Here is a 20,537-nt window from a genome sequence, read left to right on the forward strand (position 1 = left end):
CCGCGCGAACGCTTCGTGGCGCCTCGAGCAATTTCGAGGGGCCGCAGCTTCGATTTTCGTGATACGCCGCCATTGCGAACAAAACAAGAATCATGGTTCAGTCCGCTGGCCCGCTCACCCTGCCGATTCGCCCATGACCGCCGTCGCCTATCTCGAAAAGCTCAACGCCGAACAGCGCCGCGCCGTCGAGCACGGCCTTGCTGACGGCTCGTCGGCCTCCGCCGGCGGCCCGCTGCTCATCATCGCGGGCGCAGGCTCCGGAAAGACGAACACGCTCGCCCATCGGGTCGCGCATCTCATCGTCCGGGGAGCCGATCCGCAGCGCATGTTGCTGATGACCTTCTCCCGCCGCGCCGCCGCCGAGATGACGCGGCGGGTCGAACGCATTTGCGCCGAGGCGCTGGGCGCCACAGGCGGCGGCGATGTCCTCGTCTGGGCCGGCACGTTTCACGCGATCGGCGCGAGGCTGCTGCGCGAATATGCCGGCGCCATCGGGCTCGATCCCGCCTTCACCATTCATGATCGCGAAGATTCCGCCGATCTGATGAATCTCCTCCGCCACGAGCTCGGATTCTCGAAGACCGAGAGCCGCTTCCCTGCCAAAGGCACATGCCTTTCGATCTACTCCCGCGCCGTGAACGCCGAAATCCCGCTCGAGCAGGCGCTGCTCGGCGCCTTCCCTTGGTGCGCCCGCTGGCATGACGAGCTGCGCCGCATATTCGCCGCCTATGTCGAGGCGAAGCAGGCGCAGAATGTGCTCGATTACGATGATCTCCTGCTCTATTGGGCGCAGATGATGCAGGACGAAGCCCTCGCAGACGAGATCGGCGGCCGCTTCGATCACATTCTCGTCGACGAATATCAGGACACCAATCGCCTCCAGGCCTCCATCCTGCTCGCCTTGAAGCCCAAGGGCCAGGGGCTCACCGTCGTCGGCGACGATGCGCAATCCATCTACTCCTTCCGCGCCGCCACTGTGCGCAACATTCTGGAATTTCCGAAGAGCTTCACGCCGCGGGCGGAAATCGTCACGCTCGACCGCAATTATCGCTCGACCGAGCCGATTCTCGCCGCGGCCAACGCGGTCATCTCGCTCGCCGCCGAGCGCTACGCCAAGAACCTCTGGACCGAGCGCCGTTCCTCGGAGCGGCCGCAGCTCGTCGCCGTGCGCGACGAGAGCGATCAGGCGCGTTTCATCGCCGAGCGTGTGCTCGAGGCGCGCGAAGCCGGCATGACGCTGAAGCAGCAGGCGACTCTGTTCCGCGCCTCGCATCACAGCGCAATGTTGGAGCTGGAGCTCGCGCGCCGCAACATTCCCTTCGTGAAGTTCGGCGGGCTGAAGTTCCTCGACAGCTCCCATGTGAAGGATGTTCTCGCTTTGCTGCGCTTCGCGCAGAATCCGCGCGATCGCGTCGCCGGCTTTCGCATTCTGCAAATCCTGCCCGGCGTCGGCCCCTCCTCCGCGCAGAAAATTCTCGATTTCCTCATCGAGCGCCCGGACCCGCTCGCCTGCCTCGCCGAGGCGCCGTCGCCGCCGCGCGCCGGCGAGGAGTGGCGCGGCCTCGTCGCGACGCTGCAAATTCTGCATGCGAGAGAGCGCTGGCCGGCGGAAATGGAAGCGGCGCGCCGCTGGTACGAGCCGCATCTCGAGCGGCTGCACGAGGACGCGCCGAGCCGCCTCGCCGATCTCGTCCAGCTCGAGCAGATCGCAGCTTGCTATCCCTCGCGCGAGCGCTTCCTCACCGAGCTGACGCTCGACCCTCCGGACGCGACGAGCGACGAGGCCGGCCCGCCTCTGCGCGACGAGGATTATCTGATCCTATCGACGATTCATTCCGCCAAGGGGCAGGAGTGGAAGTCGGTCTTCGTGCTGAACGCTGTCGACGGTTGCATCCCCTCCGATCTCGCGACGGGAACGGCGGCGGAGATAGAGGAGGAGCGTCGGCTGCTCTATGTCGCGATGACGCGCGCGAAGGACAGCCTGCGCCTAGTGACGCCGCAGCGCTTTTTCACCCATGGCCAGCCGGCGCAGGGCGACCGGCATGTCTACGCCGCGCGCACGCGTTTCATTCCCGCGGAGCTGCTGCGGCATTTCGACTGCGTGAGCTGGCCGGTCGCTGCGGCCGCGGGCGAGCGTCTCGCCGGGGGTGGGCTGCGGGTCGATGTGCGTGCAAAGATGCGGGGGATGTGGGGGTGAGCGATGACGGCGACGGAGCCGAAGGTAAAGCGCGTCGTCTATGCCGCGCGCACCCACTCCTGAATGAAGCTCAGTTCCGGGAATGACATAGCCGAAAGAAACCAAGAATACGCCCACCCCTGACCCTTTGCGGACTCTGGGAGCGTCCGGTTCAGGGTAGTTAGTTCGCTCTGGAACTGGTCTTCCCCAGTCCTAGCGACAGTTGCAATGTCATCTTAGATCTGGGCGGTTACGCGTAGGCCACTGACTGGCTCAGCGGTCGCGGCATTGACGTTGACCGCATAACCTCGTCCGTTCCGAGTCGGCTACGATCCGGCGATCAAGTTGCTCTTCGAAAGTAGCCAGGATGTCGCTGAACGGCATGTAGCGCTGCATCTGATTGCGCGAATGGCGCTCAGCAACGACACTTTGCAACTTGCCGGCGGTCGGCGAAAAATGGTTCAAGAACTACCGGATGGCCGCCTGACGGTTCGCTAAAGGGTCAGGCGCTCGCTGAAGCAAGGGGGGCGTTCTTGGATATGAGGCACAATTCGGAAGCCGATTGGTGGTCCGAATGGAAGGAGCTCAGCGATGCCGGCAGTCTTGGAACGCGAAGGCCCGAAGAGGTGGTCCGAGCCTGCCGTAAGCTTGACCAACCGCGGCACGATCGCCTGAGGGGCAAGCTCCTCAAGCATTTGACGGACCTGGCCAGAGCTTATCTTCGGCCACGCGTTCGTCAGGACCTGGTCGATGGCGGGCGCGAGGTCATCGAAGAGGTCATAGAGATCCTCTCCGTCGCGGTCTTGACGCCGTCCGCGGCAGATGGTGTCGGCTTCGAGACGGCCTTCCACGCGAAACTTCGCCAACGATTGGTGGATCGGATCAGGGCGTCGCTCAAGGATCGCGACGTCATCGAGCAAGAGGCCGTCGATCCCGAGACGGGCATCGCGACAGAGCCGCCGGACTGGAACCAACTCAGTCCGGAAGACAACGCCGTAATCGCCGACGCCATCGCGAAATTACCGCATCTGCAACGAAAGGCCTTCCAGCTGCACCGCCTGGGTTTTCGCTACACGTCTTCCAACCCGAACGAGAGCATTGCAGTAATGCTTGGGAAGACGCCGAAAACCGTCCAGGACTGGGTCGAGAAGGCCGAAAGGCAGATCCTTGAACTCTTGGGATCGAACAAATGATAAGCGCATCCGAAACACTCGACGACGTCCTATTCGAATTCCATCAGGTCGCGGACCCGATCTCTCCCGAGCTGCTCAACGCCTGGACGGGTCGTTACCCTCAGTTCGCGGACGAGATCCGCGCCCACGCGGTCGAGATCATGGACATGGAACTGCTCGCCTCGAGGCAGGCCGCGGCAGCCGCGCAGCCTCTCGTCGGCGAGATTGTCACCCTACGCGCCGCGCTCCAGGAAGCCGGAACGTCGTTGCGCGACTTCGCCGATCGGCTCGACATATCGCGATCGGTGGTCTCGGATATCAACTCCGGTCGGATCGACCCGGCAACGATACCAAAGCGCTTCGCCCGCCTGGGAGCCGCGCAGATCGATAGGGCCATGGACTGGTTCGAATCCATCGTGAGGTCGTCTCGCGAGATGGCACCTACGCCCGCGTTCAAGGCAAAGGCTGCGCCGACCACCGGTCGCCAGAGGACTTGGGAGGAGGCCATTCGCGGTTCGAACATGGCCGAGGATCGCCGGTCCTTCTGGCTTTCCGACGAGGACTGATCGTGGATATCTGGCGCGACATTCGATTGAAGGCGCGCCAGCGCCACACGGAATCGGCCGCGACGGCATCGGCCGCCACGGCCGACGCGCTCATCAGATCGGGACTGAAGATCGCGAAGCTTCAGGTCGACGAGTTCGATCCCGGAACGGTCTTCGGCCCTGGAGTGTTCGGCGCACTGGAACGCGACGACGGGTTCGTTCGGCTGGCTTCCAACCTCGACGACAGCCAGAAAGCGGTCGTGGCCGCCCATGAGCTCGGCCACTATTGGCTGCACGACGAGACGGCCTTCATGATCCGCTCGACGGAGGCCGGCTTCGGTGGGCAGCCTATCGAGACCGGTTCGGATCGCGTCGTCGCCTACTCGCCTCGCGCAAGGCAGGAGGTCCAGGCCGACATCTTCGCGCAGGAATTTCTCCTGCCCGCCGATGCGCTCCGCGAGAAGCTTGTTGTCCAGCGTCAGCGCCCTTCGAAGATCGCCGAGGAAGCTGGCCTGCCCGTCGAGTTCGTTCGCATGCAGGCGATCCGTGCACTGTTGCTTCCGCCACTGACCGCTCCGGTCACGCCCGAGGCCTCCGGGCCTAGCCATCCTCTGGATCCCGAGCAGCGTGAGGCGGCCGAGTGGGATGAACGTCCCCTCATTCTCGATGCAGGTCCCGGAACCGGCAAGACCAAGACGCTGGTCGCCCGCATCAGGCATCTGATCAACAAGGATATCCCGCCGTCGAGCATCCTAGCGCTGACCTACTCGAACAAGGCCGCGGCCGAGATGATCGAGCGGATCGAGACGGTCAGTCCGGCCTCCGCTCCGCTGATCTGGGTCGGCACGTTTCACGCGTTCGGCCTGGAGTTGCTTCGCCTCCACCATCAGGCCGCGGGCCTGCCCCCCGATTTCAAGGTGCTGGATGAGGCGACGGCCTTGGCCGTTCTGGAAGGGCTCCTTGCGGAACTCTCCCTCGTCCATTTTCAGAACCTCTGGGACCCGACCCTCGAATTGAAGCCGATCCTGAAGGCGATCTCCCGCGCCAAGGACGAGATGGTATCTTACCAGGAATACGAAACGGCCGCCGCCCAAACGCTCAAGGACGCTGTGAGCGCCGATGAGATTGAAAGGGCTCAGAAGGCGGTCGAGGTAGGCAGGGTTTACCGGATCTATCAGCAGGCACTGCTCGACCGGCATTGCCTGGACTTCGGTGACCTCGTCTACCGATCGACGGAACTACTATCCCGAAACCGTGCCATTCGGGACGAGGTCAGGGCCAAGCACCGCCACGTTCTTGTCGACGAATATCAAGACGTCAACTTCGCGAGCACGTCGCTGCTCGCACAGATCACCGATCAGGGCAAGAGGCTTTGGGTCGTGGCCGATCCCCGCCAGTCGATCTATCGTTTCCGCGGCGCTGCTCCGGCCAATACGGTCGACTTCACGAACCGGTACCCAGGGGCCCAACGCCGGCAACTGAAGACGAACTACCGTTCCTGCGATACGGTGGTGCGGGTCTTCGAGCGCTTCGGCGCAAGCATAGCGGCGGCGCCTCGTCCGGCGGCGAGCTGGAAAGCTCACCGCGGCAAGGTCGGCTTCGTCGAATTGGTGCAGGCCCCCGACCTGCGATCGGAAGCCGTCGCGATGCGGGATCAGATCGAGCGCCTGCGCTCCCTGGGTATCGGGTACGAGGACCAGGCGATCCTCGCCGGTACCCACCTCTGCCTTGCCCGCTTCGGCCGCATCCTGCAGGAGCTCGGCGTTCCCATCCTCTATCTAGGCGACATCTTCGAGCGCCCGGAAGTTCGCGACCTTTTGGCCCTGATCTCGTTGGGGGCGGAGCCGGGCGGCGTCGGCTTGATGCGTGTAGCGCAGTTCCCGCAATACGGGGCGACGCGCGAGGACGCGAAACGGGTCATCGGTCACGCCCGGGAGGCGAAGGAAGACGTCGTCGCGGCCTGCGCCAAGGCGGGCACGATCGCCGGCGTGTCCCCCACGGGTGCCGCTGGGCTTCGCCTCCTGTCGCAACATCTGAGCGGAACGGAATGGAATACGAGTCCCTGGCACCTCCTGAGCCACTATCTGCTTGAAGCCAGCGATTACCTGCGTCCGCTGCTGGATGCCGGCGACATACGTTCCCAGCAGTCGCTCGTGGCGATCTATCAGCTCCTCAAGTTCTGCCGTGAGCATCTCGACGCGAACCGCGGCGTCGGGGGACGGCGTAAGTTGCTGGACGATATCCGGAGGCTCGAACGGCTCGACGACGATCGCCAGTTCCGGATCATTCCGCCGGAGGCAACGGGCATAGCCGCCGTCCGCATGATGACGATCCACGGCTCGAAGGGACTGGAATTCCCTGCCGTTCACCTGCCGCAGGTTGCGACGCGGTACGTGCCGGGGGGCCGGCGGGCGGTGACATGCCCGGCGCCGAAGGGGCTGGAGCGGCTGGAGCTCTCTCCCGCGGAGCATGAGGCCGAATCGGAATGCTTGTTCTTCGTCGCTCTTTCGCGCGCCCGGGACGCGATGACCATCAGTCATGCGAGGCATTACACCGCCAAGGCCACGTGCAACCCTTCGAAATTCCTAAAGGATCTCGGAGGCGTCCTGCCGAGTGCCCGCACCGCGAGCTTGTCGCAAGGCATGTCCGCGAAGGCGGTCAGAATTCCTATCCCTTTGCAGGCGGAATTCGAGGAGTGGCACCTCGAAGTCTATTCCAAGTGTCCCGCGCGGTATCGGTACGAAGTCATAGATGGCCTGAGAGGTCCCAGCGACGACAGCGCCTATCTCAAGTTCCACGGCTGCGTGAGGAAGACGATCCGCTGGATCTTCGACGAAATCAGAGAAGGCCGAACCGTGACGGCGTCGCTGGCCGTGGCGCGCCTCAAGGCGATATGGGCCGAGCAGGGCCCCGACCATGCGTTCGCGCCATTCTACCTCGCGGAGGCGACCAAGATGGTCGAGGGCGCGGCGAACATGCCGATGTTGGGGATCGATGCCGACCGGGCCTGGTTCGCCGACTTGGCCGGAAAGCGGATTACCATGCGACCGGATCGTGTCGTCCTGACGCCTACCGGAGGTATCCTCGCGCAGAGGCTGAGGACGGGTCGCAAGAGCAAGAGCGAGCCGACGAAGCCGATCTGGGAATTGTTGCATTTGGCCGGTCGCCAGATGTTTCCAGGCCAAGCGGTCGAACTGGAGGCGTATTACCCGGCCCAATCCGATCGGTCGCCCATTCCGACCGTCGCCGGCAAGGGGCTGGAAGGCTACGCCGAAAGCATTGCCGGCATCGAGCAGGGCGAGTTCGCGCCGGTAGCCGGTAAGGACTGTCCGACTTGCCAATTCTACTTCGTCTGCACCTCCGAAGATTTTTCCTGACACGACTACCGAATCCATCGGGCCAGGTTCGCTGAAAGGGTAGAAGGGGCGGCAGGTTCCGCCTCGCTGTTCGAATAGCGAGCCTTTCATGATCCAGCCTGCCCACGCCAACGTCCCGCGTTTCCAGATCCTGATCGGGGACGCGGAGCTCAACTTTCGTCAGATCGAGATCCCCGATCCGATCGTCACCGGCCGCCAGATCCTCGAAGGTGCCGGCGCCCGCCCCGTCGACGAGCATTTGGCCATCGCCGTCCTGCCGGACGGTGCGCTGGAAACCCTGCGCGAGGAGGAACTCTTCGACCTTCGCGCGAAGGGGGCCGAGAAGGTCCTGATCTTCAAGACTGACCGCTCCTTCCGCTTCAAGGTCGACGACCGCGAGCGCGAATACGGGACCAACTTGGTCAGCGGTCGCGCGCTCAAGATCCTGGCCGGCGTCGATCCCGCCACGCACGATGTCTACCAGGAAATCCGGGGCGGCGAGGACCTGCAGATCCGCAACGCCGATTTCGTCGATCTGTCGAAGCCCGGCGTGGAGAAGTTCTTCACGGCGATCGCGCAGACGACCGAGGGCCTTTCCATCTTCCTGCCACCCCGCGACGTTGAGTATCTCGCCAGGCGGGGCATAGCCTATGAGGACGGCTCGGAAGCAGGGCACGCTGGCGTCGTGTTGAAGGCGCTTCCTCTGCCAGAGGGCAAGTTCACATCGACGGCGGTCAATGTCCTGGTCCTCTTGCCGCCGGGCTACCCCGACTGCCCGCCGGACATGTTCTACTGCCTTCCCTGGCTGAAACTGCAGCGGACCGGAGGCGATCCCCGGGCGGCATCGGTACCGCATCCCTTCCGCGGCCAGACTTGGCAGCGCTGGTCGCGACACAAAAACGCGTGGCGTCCCGGCGTCGACGGTATTCACACGATGGTGAAGCGCATCGAGCTCGCCCTCACCGAGGCGGCCTGACATGCTCGACATGATCCTCCTCGAAGGGCACGAAGCGGAGCTGCGCGCCCTTCTGGCCGCCGCCGATGGCGCCGAGGCATCGGCTTACGTCCTTCTGGGCAAGGCTGACGTCACTGCCGATCCATGGACCCGCAAGGCGCGTCGGCGCCTTGTCTCCCACAAGGTCGTCCCGGTGCCGGCCGAGGACAGGATCTCGGCCTCCGGCGTTCACGTGACGTGGTCGACGAGGTCGTTCGTCAGGTTGCTGAAGCAGGCCGAGGAGAGCGGTCTCACGCTCGGCATCGTGCATACGCATCCCGGCAGCCATGCCTTCTTCTCCGATCAGGACGATCGCAACGAAACCGAGCTGCTGCGGATCGTGACGAACCGGTCCGGCGCCGGCCATGGCTTCGCCAGCGTCGTGCTAGGCGGCGATGGCAGCGTCTGCGCTCGCCTGTGGACGAGTCCGTCAGAGGCGACGCTCTGCGAGCGCATCACGGTCCCGGGCCGCCGCCTGGTCGTCCACGGCATTCAGGCCCCAGCGTACGACGCGATGCTCGATCGGCAAGCGAGGCTGTTCGGCACGTCGTTCAATCCCATCGTGCGCAGCCTGCGGATCGGGGTGGTCGGCTGCGGCGGCACCGGCAGTCCCACGGCCATGATGTTGGCCCGCCTCGGCGTGGGAGGCTTGCTGCTGGTCGATGACGACGTCATTGAGTTGACCAATCTCAACCGCGTCCACGGCTCCCGTCGAAGTGACGCCGATGGCGGTCGCGCGAAGGTCGATGTCCTGGCGCGGGAGATCCGGGAAGCCGATCTCGGCGTTGATGTCGTCACCTTCAAGGGATGGGTCGGCGATGCGAGAGCCCGCGATGCCCTGCGCTCCTGCGACGTCGTCTTCGGATGTACCGACGATCACGACGGCCGTCTTTTCCTGAACAGGCTCGCTTACTTCTACGGCATCCCCGTCGTTGACATGGGCGTCCGTATCATTCCGGCCAGCAAGGACCGCCCCTATGAGATGGCCGGCCGCGTCACGCTCGTCACTCCTGGCGCGCCTTGTCTCCTGTGCCGCGGCTTGGTCGACCCGGTGCGGGCGCGCGAGGAGGCGCTCAAGCGCACCGATCCGGACGAGTACGACCGTCGCAAGGCCGAGGCCTACGTCGCGGGCGGCGGCGATCCTGCGCCTGTCGTGGTCACCTTCACGACGGAGACTGCCTGCATGGCCGTTAACGAGCTCCTTCAGGGTCTGACGGCGTTTCGAGGGGATGGCGGCATGAAGACGGAACGTCGGCGGCGCTTCGATACGGTCGAGTACCTGCGTCCCCCGGCGCGAGTGCGACCTGTGCGCGAACGACACGATCTGGGGGCGAGCCGACGTAGCCCCGTTCCTGCATAGGATTGGGTAGCCGTCATGAAGCGCCTTATAGCAAAAACCTTCCGCTGGCTCGGCCTGATCGAATTCGACCTGTTGTCGCGTAAGTCCGAGACCTATCCCCGCGAGGAGCAGGTGGTTCCTGGCGAACTCGTCTTCGTGGTCGACGCAGGAATCGAGAAATGGGCATGCTTCAAATGCCCGGGAGGGTGTGGGACCACCATCCCTCTCTCCCTCAATCCTAAGCGCCGGCCAAGGTGGGCCGTCGCCCTGGACTGGTTTCAGAGACCGACCGTAAATCCTTCGGTGCATCAGAAGAACGGTTGTGGTTGCCACTTCTGGATTACGCAGGGACGAATCGATTGGTGTAAGGACGGGAAACCAAACACAGGTGCTTGAGCATGACCTCCTCCTCGAACATCTTCTGGTTGCGGACTTCATTGGCAAGCTCGACAAAGGCGCTGACAGTGCGGAACATCCGATTTCGGGCAGTCGCTCAATGTCCGATCATGGCGCACCTCGCCGTTCGTGAACGTGAAAAAATGACCGATTGTGTTGAAAAACTCGGGAAAATGGCACTCGTCAAATCCGGTGCAAAGCACTTTTCAGGCGAGCATCGTCAGTGAATGCCATCGTGCGGGATCAGCCGAAGCCCAGCATTCATTTGACGCGTTGGCAGGTAGACCCCCGGCTCGTTTTCCGATTGGCGCATCACCGGCTTCGAGAAATTTCGACCGGCCTTCCAAAAGACTTTTTCAACAGTATCGACCCAAAGCGGCCGCTCGTCTACCTCAACCGCGATGCACAACTTGGGTGGAAAGCCGTCTTCACTCCAACCGCCGACGATGACATCGATGCGCCAATTGCAACCTGGATGTCTATCGACCATTGCGTTGGACGCCTTCCGTCTAATATCCTCAGGCTTTGGCTTGCTGGAGATTCGGGTTCTCCTGCAGGTTTGTTATTGTTTTTACAGATGGAGGCGCTCTTGGCGTTCCGGTTTGTTCATAGCGCAGACATCCATCTGGACTCGCCGCTCAGGTCGCTGGCTCTTCTCAATCCGGAGTTGGGGGGCCTGATCGGCGGGGCGACCCGACAAGCCTTTAAGAACGTCGTCGATCTGTGCATTGAGGAGAGAGTGGACGCTCTCATCCTCGCCGGCGACCTTTATGATGGCGATCAGACGTCTATGAAGACGGCTCGCTTCTTTGCCAGCCAACTCGATCGCCTGGATAAGTCGGGTATCAAGGCGTTCGTCGTCCGTGGCAATCACGACGCAGAATCAAAAATCTCGGCCGAGTTGACCTATCCGGAAAGTGCCAAGCTTTTCAGGGGATGGGCTGACTACGTTGAGTTGCTTGGTGTTTGCGGGGGAAGGAATGTTGCCATCCACGGCATCAGTTTCGCCAAGCCTCATGCACCGGAAAGCTTGCTGCCGAAATTCAAGCCGCCGGTCTCGGGGGCGATCAACATAGGAATCATGCACACGAGCCTGACGGGAAGCGATGGGCACAATGTCTATGCGCCGTGTAAGCTGACGGAACTGCAGGATTTTGGCTACCGCTACTGGGCTCTAGGTCATCTTCATAAGAGAAGCATTTTTAAGGGCGATTGCACGATCGTCATGCCTGGCAATCCTCAAGGGCGTGATGTCAACGAAGCCGGCTCGAAGTCGGCGACTCTCGTGACGGTGGGCGACGACGGCTCGTTTACGGTTGAAGAGCGCCCGACCAGTGTCGCGGAATTCGTCCGCATTCCGGTTTCAGTCGCGGGATGCGAGGACTGGAGATCGGTCGTTGATACGGTCCGCAAGGGACTCGAAGCGGCGCGTTCGGAGGCTGTCTCTGATTACCTTGTCGGTCGCGTCCTTTTGTCCGGCGTGACTCCGACGGCGTTCGAACTCTTCGCTAAAGCCGATCTTCTGAAAGAGGAGATCGACCATCAGGCGGGGCTTTTGGGCAAGACGTGGGTTGAAAAGATCGAGATCGCGTGTGCGTCTGGAGCAGCGCCATCGTCGGAGGATTCAGCGTCCACGATCGCTGAACTCGAAGCGATCATGAACGAAAACGTGATGGGGACGGACTCGTTCATGCTGGAGCTTCAGGGACTTGCCGACGAGTTGAAGAAGGGACTGAAAAACACCCCTCGTGAATCCTACGGGATTTTCGCGCCTTCCGACGAGGAGGTTTTCAAATCGCGTCTGAGCGAACTCGCCCGAGACGGCGCCCGGGAGGTGGTGGCTCGCTTGCGGATCGAATCTTCGAAGGAATCTCTTTGATGCGCCTTCGTCGTCTCAACCTCGCGCGCTACGGAAAATTCACTGATTTTCCTTTTGATTTCGGTGCGCTGGAACCAGGAAAACCCGACTTTCACGTCATTTTCGGGCCGAACGAGGCGGGCAAGTCGACGACCTTATTCGCCATTCTCGACCTGTTGTTTGGGATCGAACATAACACACGCTACGGTCATCTCCATGGGTTCGACAATATGGAGATCAGCGCGGAGGTCGAATTCGCCAGCGGCTTGCGAGAATTTCGTCGCCGGAAGAAGCGGTCGAACAGCTTGCTTGACGCTTATGGCAATCCATTGCCAGAAACCGCCATTTTGGATGAAATGGGCGGTTTGAGCCGGGAAGACTACCGGTTCATGTTCTCTCTCGACGAAGCTATGCTCGCAAAGGGCGGAGAAGCCATTCTGGCGAACAAGGGCGATCTGGGGCAATTGCTGTTTTCAGCTAGCGCCGGCCTTGCCGACCTCAGCCAGAATCTCAATGCGATGCGAGGTGTGACCGAAGCCTTCTTTAAGGAGGGTGGCCGCAAGCATGAACTTGCAAGCCTCAAGGACTCTTTGAAGGATCTCGCTGAGAAGAGGGAAGAGTGCGACACGCAGGCCACGGTCTATGCGAAACTCGTGGCCGAAAGCAAATGCGCCGAGGAGAATTACAGAAAAGCGCTCGAAGACCGCACACAGGCGCAACGCGACAAGGAAGCGATCGAAGCGATCGAAATTGCACTCCCGCGCATCGTGAAGTTCGAGGAGTTGAGCCAGAAGATCGCCGAACTCGGCGAACTGCCGGATGCAGCGCCGGAATTAAAGGATACCGCCTCGAAGCTGCGCGACGAGGCGATCCGTCTGGAGACGGAGCTCGCGGGCGCTGTCGCTCGCGTCGCCGATCTCGAACGTGAGATCGAGGCGATCGTCGCCGACGAGACAATTCTGAAGGAAGGCGAGACCTTCGCGAAGCTCGACAAACCGCGCTCCAGGAGCTTGACGGCCCTGGAGGACTTGCCAAATCGCAAACTTGAAAAAGATCGACTCAGCGCGAAGATCAAGACGGCGCTGCGCGATATCGGCCGGGATGAGAATGACGATGCCCGCGAGCTTCTGCTCGACGCCAGAACAAAAGTGCGGCTCACGGAGCTCGGCGGCGCATGGGGCGCTTTGGACACCGCGCAGAAGACGGCGAAGCGCGAGCAAGCGCAGGCGGTCGAAAAGGAGCACAAGGCCCGCGAAAGGAGAACCTCGGCCAGGGTCGTCGACAGCGGGAATGGCTTGCGCCTACTCTCTGGCGTCGTTCACGACGTTCGCGAAGGTGGTTTCGATACCAAGGTCTCGGAGGCGCGCAAGAAGGCGCATAAGTTGAAGTCTGAACTCGCCGGCGCGATGGCGCCGCTCGGTCCCTGGTCAGGCTGTGCGGAAGATCTGCGTTCGCTTCGGGTTCCCGGCCCGACGGCTATCGCGCAATGGGCGTCGGATGTCTCGACCGCTGAAAAGGCGTCAAAAGATACCGAAAGCGCGGTCCAAACCTTATCGTTCGATATCGAGCGGCTCATTGCGGAGAGAGACTGCGCATCTGCCGGCTTTGGCGTCATGTCCGACAGCGAGGCCGCTGTAAGGCGCGGCGATCGCGAAAAGGCTTGGGCCGAGCACCGGCGCCGTCTCGACTCCGAAACCGCAGATGCGTTCGAGGAAGCCCTGCGCGCCGACGATCTCGTGATATCGGCCCGGATCAATCACGCGAACGAGGTGGCGAAAGTCAATGTCGCCGTGGCGGCCATCATCCTCAAGGAAGCTGAACAAAAGACCGCGATCGTGGGTCGCGATAAGGCCAAGGGTGAAGAAGCCGCGTTGCGGAAAAAGATCGCCGACGCGATCACGATGATTTCGGAACATTTCCCGGAAAGCATGGATGTTGCCGCATTCGAGGCTTGGATCGAGCGCTACGAGACAGCAACCCGGGCTTTGAACGCCCTTTTAAACGGCGAAAGCGAGTTGCGTGGCTTCGAATTGGACCTGTCCGAGGCTTTGTCGCGCCTTCGCAATGCTCTGGCGCGTGTCGGCGTCGCCTTTGCCGAAGGCGACGATCTGAAGACTCTTCTCCAGCTCGGGCAAAATGCGCTCGACGCAGAGATGACGCTCAAAGGGCTCGACGAATCTTTGACGACGGCGCAGGAGGATTTGAAGCAGCGCGACAAGGATCTTTCCGATGCGCAAAAAGCCGTCGACCAATGGCGCGCCGACTGGAAAGAGGCCTGCGAATCCTGCTGGATCGGGCAAACGCACCCTGACGCCGCGACGACGCTCGTCAGCGCCATTGTCGAAAAACTGAAGACGCTCGAAGGAGACGTCTCTGCACACAAAGATCTCGATTATCGCATCGAGGCGATGACCAAGGACCTGGAGAATTTTGAAAAGGAAGTGCGAGAGATCGCCGCGAGGATAGGCGTCGGCGTCGATGGACGCTCGTCTCTCGCGCTGTTTGACGTTCTGAAAGCGCGCATCGAGGTCGAAGAGACTAAGGCGCGCGACCGCGACGCGAAATCGCAAGATCTCGATCAGGAGCGAGAAAAGGTCAGGAAATTTCACGATTCGAGCGATCAGAACGTGACGCGCCAGCACGAGATCTTGTCGCTGCTGGGGGTTGAGACTCTCGACGCAGCCCTTGTTGTTCTCGCCAGGATCGCAACGCGAGCCAACTACCGAGAAAGTATGGCGTTCGAGGAGAAGGAAGTTCTCGGTCGACTGAAGGTCGACTCCATGGTGGAAGCGTCGGTCAAGGCGCGGGAAAGCGACTTGGCGGAAATGGCTAGCCTCAGGATAGACGCTCAAAACCGTTTCGATGAAGCCGACGGCCGAATGAGAACGTCTTTCGCTCAGAAGGCGAAACTTGACAGCGTAATCGAAACTGTCGGCGGGGATGACGCTGTTGCGCGAATCGAGGAGCAGCGTCGGACGATCTGCCTCGAGATCGAAGACAAGTCGCTACGCTGGTTCCGGCTGCGCGCCGGCGTGGTGGCCGCTGAGCGCGCATTGCGCATTTATCGCGACAAGCATCGCAGTTCGATGCTCGCCAGCGCGTCGGCCGCCTTCTCGACGATCAGTCGTGGGATGTATGAGGGTTTATCGACGATTGTCGACGGGGCGAAAGAGCAACTCGTGGGCGTCGTCGCCGATACGAAGGGAACGCGAAATTCAGAGGAAATGTCCACGGGAACGCGATTTCAGCTCTTCCTAGCGCTTCGTGTCGCAGGCTATCTGGAGTTTGCTAGGACGCGTCAATCCGGCGCGCTTGTTCCGTTCGTCGCGGACGATATCCTGGAGACTTTCGACGACGGACGTTCCGAGGAGGCGTTCCGTCTCCTGTTGCAAATGGCCCAATTCGGACAGGTTATTTACCTAACCCATCATGAGCATCTTTGCGCGATAGCCCAAGCGGTATGTCCTGATGTGAGGCTACACCGGTTCGACTAACTGTTTTTCGCGGCTCCGGATGGGAGATTAATGATGAACTGAATGTTCATCGCGGAGTGACAAGCTACATTCATATGGTCAAAACCGCGGAAAACCTGAAGGGCAGGGGAACAGGCCTCGTCTCTTTGACGGATGTTCGACACCTCGTCGTCGGGCGGGATGCTGGTTTTCGCACGCTTGCCACAATCGCCGAATTCGAGCGAGCCTTGATCCGCGAACGCACGGCAGCTGGACTCGCCGAGGCGAAGCACAAAGGCAAGATGGGCGGTCGGCCCAGTCGCCTGACGGAAAAGGACGTGACGGCGGCAAAGGTGTAATCGGATTCCGATCATGACCCCTTTCAGGGTCTCTCTTGGCAGCAAATATCAATCACTTACGTGCGTGACCCCTCGCCGATCGGCTTCGTGACCCCATGCCGATTTACGTGCTGATAACTCGCTGTGGTCAAATGCGCACCCGCTGGGACTAACAATGGCCAGAATAGATAGCACGATCTCAGAGAGAACTGGCGTCAACGCTGTGGAGGCGATTTTTCTCAGGAGGCTAAAATGGCTCTTTCGGGAGCAACCGGTTTCGGATTTCGGGATCGACGCTCAAGCCGAGGTAACGGTTGACGGTGAACCGACAGGTAAACTGATCGCGCTTCAGATCAAAAGTGGCCAATCTTTTTTTTCGCGCAAATGCCCCGAAGGTTTCATCTATCGTGGTGAAATGAGGCATCTGGATTACTGGGAGAACCATTCGCTTCCCGTATTCCTCATTCTGCACAACCCTGATGATGGCACGACCCTGTGGCAGAAGATCGACCGCCGAATCTGCAAGCTTTCAAAACGCGGCTGGAGTGTTCTTGTTCCGAACGAAAACGTTCTGGACGAGAAGGCCCAATACCACCTTGCTCATGGTCTGGTGAATGACGACGAGTCCAAACGGCGTTTCGCCTTCAGCGTCGATGCATCGTTCATGGAGCGGTTCAAGGATGAGACCGTTACGATGATCTGGGAGGACTGGATCAACAAGGGGCTCGGCTTGCGCAATCCCACATTCAAGTTTCCTAATGGCGAGACCATGCGGTTCGAAAGCTGGTATCCAACCCACGATGTTTTTGAGGCGATGAGCTGCATCTATCCGTGGCTACAGTACGAGTACGCGGAAGAGATATCGGAAGAATCCGGGGAGGTTGAATTCCACGTTCTCGACGTTGAGCTTCGGCCAGCTGCAAAGGGATTTTTGGAGGCCGAAGCGTTCTTTCGCGAAGGAATAAACGAGAGTCCGCCCGAGCCGCTGGGGCGTGAAGACGACGACTTTGATGACGCCTGGTCGCAAGGGGAATACAGTGAACTGGCTGAGACGCTTTGGAACGATAAGGACGACCCAATCTGACACTCAATATTCCGGTGAGTTCCATTCAATTCTGCAGCACCCTAATGAATCGGGTCTACCCTTATTTCGAATGTCCGCAAATGGCGGATTGTGTTGAAAAACTCGGCCATTGCCGGGCGCCGAGGCTCGTGATTCACTTTCCTCGCCGATTTGCGGGGGACGTGGCGATGATGGGGACTCAGGCGGGAGCCGCCCGCTTTTTCTATGACTTCTGCCTCGACGATCACGTGCCGAAGGATTATGAGTTGCGTGGGATCGATCGGCATCTCGATCTCGATGGCATTCGCGCGACGTTGAAACCGTTCTACAGCAGCATCGGCCGGCCGTCGGTCGATCCAGAGCTGATGATCCGCATGCTGCTCGTCGGCTACTGTCTGGGCATTCGTTCAGAACGCCGCCTGTGCGAAGAAGTGCATCTCAATCTCGCCTATCGCTGGTTCTGCCGTTTGGGGCTGGACGGCAAGGTCCCAGACCATTCTACGTTCTCCAAAACCGGCACGGCCGTTTTCGCGAGAGCAACATTTTTCGAGAACTCTTCGAAAATATCGTGGAGCGCTGTATGGCCGCAGGCCCTCTTGACTCCCCTCATTTTTGAGATCGACTCATTTTCGCCGCGCCCGCTCGCGAAACCGTTCGTTAACGGATCGTTTCGATGGGTGGCAAGCAATGCGGACAGAGCTGGCCCCGCTTCTCTGGACAGCTCCCCGCGGATTTTGAGTGGATCTCTGCCGAGGTTTGCTGAACGCGGGGCTTTCGCGAATTTGTCGCGGCGTCGGGAGGGCGTAGCCCGACCAGAGGCGCGACAAATTCGCGGCGACGATCATGCAGCCATCACGGCCTCTCCACAACCGAAATAAGCCTCGTCTGGCGTGCGGGCGTCAAGGCTCGAATGCGGGCGCCGCTCATTGTAAAAGGCCAGATATTTGGCGATCGACGCGCGCGCCTCGGACACGCTGTCGTAGGCGTGCAGATAGATCTCTTCATATTTGACGCTGCGCCACAGCCTCTCGACGAACACATTGTCGCGCCAGGCGCCCTTGCCGTCCATGCTGATGGCGATCTTCGCATCGAGCAGCACACTCGTGAAGTCATGGCCGGTGAACTGGCTGCCCTGGTCCGTGTTGAAAATTTCCGGTCTGCCATGCTTTGCCAGCGCCTCTTTCAACGCCTCGACGCAAAACTCCGCCTCCATCGTGATCGACACGCGATGCGCCAGCACGCGCCGGCTCGCCACGTCGACAACCGCCGCGAGATAGACGAAGCCGCGCCGCATCGGGATATAGGAGATGTCCGTCGCCCAGACATGATTGGGCCGCTCGATCTTCACGCCGCGCAGGAGATAAGGGTAGATCTTATGCCCCGGCGCCGGCTTGCTCGTGTTCGGACGCCGATAGATCGCGGCGATGCCCATGCGCTTCATCAACGTCGCCACATGTCGACGACCGACGGCGACACCTTCGCGCCGCAAAAGATCACGCAGCATCCGCGCCCCCGCGAAGGGATGATCGAGATGCAGCTCGTCAATGCGGCGCATGAGATTCAAGTCCTCGGCCGAGACCGGCCGCGTCTTGTAATAGACCGAGCTGCGGGCGACGCCGAGCGCGCGCGCCTGACGGGCGATGGGAAGTTCATGGCTGCGGTCGATCATCGTTTTACGCTCAGCAATCCCGCTTTGGTGAGCGCGCCGGACAAAAAATCATTGGTCAGCGTCAGTTCGCCGATCTTGGCGTGAAGCGCCTTCAAATCGACCGCCGCTTCCTTCGCTTCCGGTTTTTCCTGACCGAAAACGCCCGCCGCGCCTTCGAGAAGCTGGCCCTTCCAGGTCGTGATCTGGTTCGGATGAACGTCGAACTGCTGTGCGAGTTCGCTGAGCGTCTTCTCGCCCTTGATCGCGGCCAAAGCCACCTTCGCTTTAAACGCCGGGGAATGCGTCCGGCGGCTCTTCTTCGTCATCGAATGCTCCTGATTCGCAGCGAGAATCCTCGCCGCTGTCAGGCAGAAAATCCACTCAAGCTACTGTCCGAATTTCCGAGGCCGGCTCTGACTGTGGCGCAGAGCCTCGGATTTATTGAAGTCAAGGACGGCGCCAGCTCCGATCGCCGCGCATCGCTCGCGGATGGAGCTCTCGAGCAGGAACTGATCAGGCCCATCATGATCGCTACGCGCATCTCCCTTTTCACTGTTCTCGCCGCTGACGTGAGAGCTGGAACGGCGTGAACGCCGAAGTCATCATTTTCCGCGCCCGTGTGACCGATATCTCCCGGCGCGACCCCACTTCGGGCACGTTGGAGCGTTCGGTCGGCGGCAATCTCCTCAACTTAAATAAGCGTATTAATGCATTTAATGTGAGACGCTCCGCGTCGGCGGCCGACGCGCCACCATGAGGGCGGATGGAGGTGGTTGGTCAAGCGGGGCCACTGGACCGGTTTGCGCGCAGCTCAGAGAGAAAGGCAGCGGCGAGCTCCGCCGCTGCTGTCGCAGCGTCCAGGGGCACGTTGAAGCCCTGCGCGGCCTGGTTCAGCAGCTTTAGCGCGGCGTCGAGTTCGGGATTACGGGCTGGGGCCGTGCCGGTCCGGGCCAACTCTTCCAGGGCGGCACGGATCGTGAGTGGGTGTTCGATCATTCCGCGCTCTTCGAAAAGAGATCGAAGCTCGCGCTCGATCTCGATGCGTAACTCGACCAGTGACATGAGCGGGAACTCTCGAGCGAACTCCGCAACGGTCGGCAGCTCAGCCCGGAGCGGTTCCGGCAGCGCGGCCGAGAGCCGGTATTCGGCGACGCCCATCGGCTTTGCTGAATCACGCAGTGCGTATTCGACGATGACTTCGTTCTTGCCCTTGCAAAGGATGATGCCGATGCTGGGCGCATCTGTCACATGCCGGAGCTGATCGTCGACGGCCGACAGATAAAAATTCATCTTGCCGGCGAATTCCGGCTTGAACTCCTCGATTTTCAGCTCGACGATCACGAAACACCGTAAGTGGAGGTGGTAGAAGAGCAAGTCGAGGTAGTAGTCGTGGCCACCCACCTCTAAATGATATTGATTTGCAACGAACGCGAAGCCCTTTCCGAGCTCCAGAATGACGGCGCGGAGATGCTCCAACAGCGCGCGCTCGAGTTCTCGTTCCGATATTTTCGGGCCGAGGGAAAGAAAGTCGAAGCTGTAGGGGTCCTTGATGAGCTCTTGAGCGAGCTCGGACTGCGGCGCCGGTAAGGTTCGTGCAAAGTTCGTCAGAGCCTTGCCCTGCCTTCCGAACAGGCCGCTCTCGATCTGGTGGGCGAGAACAGCGCGGCTCCAGCCATGCTCGACGGCTTGCCGGGCGTACCATAGCCTCTGGTCCAGGTCCTTGAGCCCCTCGACCAGCTTGATGATATGGCCCCAGGGCAATTGTGCAACAACCTGCTGCACAATTTCGTCGTCGACGAAGGCCTCGGCGAACGCGCGCATATATTTGAGGTTCCGCGGCGAGAGCCCAGTCATTTCGGGAAAGTCGCGGCGCAGGTCCGCCGCGAGACGGTCGATAACTCGTGTACCCCAGCCCTCCGCCTCCTGACGGGTCAGGATGTCACGGCCGACGCTCCAGTAGAGCAGAATCAGTTCTCGGTTGACGGCAACGGCCGCCTTCAGGCGGGCTGCACGGATTCGCTCCTTCAGCTCGGCGAGCAGGTTGGCGTAGCTTTCGCCCTCGAATGGGGTAGGTAGAGTCATTCGGCGATCCTAGCAGGGCAAAGCCTGAAAGGCTTCAAGTTTGGCGACTGTCGACGGTCTTCCACTGGCTGGCCGACGTCAGATCATGCGACCGTGATCTCGGGTCGTCGATCTCTCC

At 60.9% G+C, this 20,537-nt stretch carries 15 protein-coding genes and 1 pseudogene; 14 read left to right on the forward strand and 2 right to left on the reverse strand.

What is annotated here, in order from left to right; all coding sequences use genetic code 11:
- Positions 1 to 133 precede the first annotated feature (133 nt).
- From IY145_RS01490 to IY145_RS01545, 13 genes and pseudogenes are all read left to right on the forward strand, one after another.
- On the forward strand, positions 134 to 2,197 hold the full coding sequence (locus IY145_RS01490; RefSeq protein ID WP_196406611.1) for an ATP-dependent helicase: 2,064 nt from the start codon (positions 134 to 136) through the stop codon (positions 2,195 to 2,197).
- Positions 2,198 to 2,715: 518 nt separating this feature from the next.
- Positions 2,716 to 3,369: a sigma-70 family RNA polymerase sigma factor gene (locus tag IY145_RS01495; RefSeq protein ID WP_196406612.1), complete on the forward strand. Its 654-nt coding sequence runs from the start codon at positions 2,716 to 2,718 to the stop codon at positions 3,367 to 3,369.
- A gap of 146 nt (positions 3,370 to 3,515) precedes the next feature.
- Positions 3,516 to 3,914 carry a helix-turn-helix transcriptional regulator gene (locus IY145_RS01500; protein WP_196406613.1) on the forward strand — a complete coding sequence of 133 codons (399 nt, stop codon included), beginning with the start codon at positions 3,516 to 3,518 and terminating at the stop codon, positions 3,912 to 3,914.
- A 2-nt stretch (positions 3,915 to 3,916) separates the two neighbouring features.
- Positions 3,917 to 7,270: an ATP-dependent helicase gene (locus tag IY145_RS01505; RefSeq protein ID WP_196406614.1), complete on the forward strand. Its 3,354-nt coding sequence runs from the start codon at positions 3,917 to 3,919 to the stop codon at positions 7,268 to 7,270.
- Between the two features lie 88 nt (positions 7,271 to 7,358).
- Complete coding sequence (locus IY145_RS01510; RefSeq protein WP_196406615.1) at positions 7,359 to 8,225, forward strand: multiubiquitin domain-containing protein; 867 nt, start codon at positions 7,359 to 7,361, stop codon at positions 8,223 to 8,225.
- 1 nt (position 8,226) lies between these two features.
- Positions 8,227 to 9,603, forward strand: coding sequence for a ThiF family adenylyltransferase (locus IY145_RS01515; protein WP_246721671.1), 1,377 nt, complete (start codon positions 8,227 to 8,229; stop codon positions 9,601 to 9,603).
- Positions 9,604 to 9,618: 15 nt separating this feature from the next.
- On the forward strand, positions 9,619 to 9,978 hold the full coding sequence (locus IY145_RS25485; RefSeq protein ID WP_246721673.1) for a DUF6527 family protein: 360 nt from the start codon (positions 9,619 to 9,621) through the stop codon (positions 9,976 to 9,978).
- The gene (locus IY145_RS01520; protein ID WP_196406616.1) at positions 9,975 to 10,205 is read left to right on the forward strand and encodes a hypothetical protein; all 231 of its coding nucleotides are present in this window, start codon (positions 9,975 to 9,977) and stop codon (positions 10,203 to 10,205) included. Before IY145_RS25485 ends, IY145_RS01520 begins: the two co-directional genes overlap by 4 nt.
- A complete protein-coding gene (locus tag IY145_RS01525; RefSeq protein WP_312030533.1) occupies positions 10,202 to 11,857 on the forward strand; it encodes a DNA repair exonuclease in 1,656 nt (551 codons plus the stop codon). Before IY145_RS01520 ends, IY145_RS01525 begins: the two co-directional genes overlap by 4 nt.
- Complete coding sequence (locus IY145_RS01530; RefSeq protein WP_196406617.1) at positions 11,857 to 15,330, forward strand: YhaN family protein; 3,474 nt, start codon at positions 11,857 to 11,859, stop codon at positions 15,328 to 15,330. Before IY145_RS01525 ends, IY145_RS01530 begins: the two co-directional genes overlap by 1 nt.
- A 56-nt stretch (positions 15,331 to 15,386) precedes the next feature.
- A complete protein-coding gene (locus IY145_RS01535; RefSeq protein WP_409455277.1) occupies positions 15,387 to 15,647 on the forward strand; it encodes a recombinase family protein in 261 nt (86 codons plus the stop codon).
- Positions 15,648 to 15,801: 154 nt separating this feature from the next.
- On the forward strand, positions 15,802 to 16,710 hold the full coding sequence (locus tag IY145_RS01540) for a DUF4365 domain-containing protein (RefSeq protein ID WP_196406619.1): 909 nt from the start codon (positions 15,802 to 15,804) through the stop codon (positions 16,708 to 16,710).
- 167 nt (positions 16,711 to 16,877) lie between these two features.
- Positions 16,878 to 17,281 (forward strand): annotated as a pseudogene (locus IY145_RS01545) (transposase); the annotation flags it as partial.
- A 249-nt stretch (positions 17,282 to 17,530) separates the two neighbouring features.
- Here IY145_RS01545 and IY145_RS01550 read toward each other — a convergent pair.
- Positions 17,531 to 18,663 (reverse strand): IS3 family transposase gene (locus IY145_RS01550; RefSeq protein WP_196406620.1). Its coding sequence is split into 2 segments (ribosomal slippage): positions 17,531 to 18,408 and positions 18,408 to 18,663, totalling 1,134 coding nucleotides; the frame shifts between segments, so codons are not numbered across the junction.
- A 260-nt stretch (positions 18,664 to 18,923) separates the two neighbouring features.
- Between IY145_RS01550 and IY145_RS01555 the strand changes: the two genes are divergently transcribed.
- The gene (locus tag IY145_RS01555) at positions 18,924 to 19,094 is read left to right on the forward strand and encodes a hypothetical protein (protein WP_196406621.1); all 171 of its coding nucleotides are present in this window, start codon (positions 18,924 to 18,926) and stop codon (positions 19,092 to 19,094) included.
- 20 nt (positions 19,095 to 19,114) lie between these two features.
- On the opposite strand, the gene IY145_RS01560 is transcribed toward IY145_RS01555, so the two are convergent.
- Positions 19,115 to 20,419: a YhcG family protein gene (locus IY145_RS01560; RefSeq protein WP_196406622.1), complete on the reverse strand. Its 1,305-nt coding sequence runs from the start codon at positions 20,417 to 20,419 to the stop codon at positions 19,115 to 19,117.
- Positions 20,420 to 20,537: the final 118 nt, after the last annotated feature.

It is taken from the genome of Methylosinus sp. H3A, assembly GCF_015709455.1.
Classification (GTDB): domain Bacteria; phylum Pseudomonadota; class Alphaproteobacteria; order Rhizobiales; family Beijerinckiaceae; genus Methylosinus.

Excerpts from the sequence above, each read along its gene's own strand:
- IY145_RS01490 (WP_196406611.1), top strand. The coding sequence starts at position 134 with ATGACCGCCGTCGCCTATCTCGAAAAGCTCAACGCCGAACAGCGCCGC.
- IY145_RS01495 (WP_196406612.1), top strand. The coding sequence starts at position 2,716 with ATGAGGCACAATTCGGAAGCCGATTGGTGGTCCGAATGGAAGGAGCTC.
- IY145_RS01500 (WP_196406613.1), top strand. The coding sequence starts at position 3,516 with ATGGAACTGCTCGCCTCGAGGCAGGCCGCGGCAGCCGCGCAGCCTCTC.
- IY145_RS01510 (WP_196406615.1), top strand. The coding sequence starts at position 7,359 with ATGATCCAGCCTGCCCACGCCAACGTCCCGCGTTTCCAGATCCTGATC.
- IY145_RS01515 (WP_246721671.1), top strand. The coding sequence starts at position 8,227 with ATGCTCGACATGATCCTCCTCGAAGGGCACGAAGCGGAGCTGCGCGCC.
- IY145_RS25485 (WP_246721673.1), top strand. The coding sequence starts at position 9,619 with ATGAAGCGCCTTATAGCAAAAACCTTCCGCTGGCTCGGCCTGATCGAA.
- IY145_RS01530 (WP_196406617.1), top strand. The coding sequence starts at position 11,857 with ATGCGCCTTCGTCGTCTCAACCTCGCGCGCTACGGAAAATTCACTGAT.
- IY145_RS01540 (WP_196406619.1), top strand. The coding sequence starts at position 15,802 with ATGGCCAGAATAGATAGCACGATCTCAGAGAGAACTGGCGTCAACGCT.
- IY145_RS01560 (WP_196406622.1), bottom strand. The coding sequence starts at position 20,419 with ATGACTCTACCTACCCCATTCGAGGGCGAAAGCTACGCCAACCTGCTC.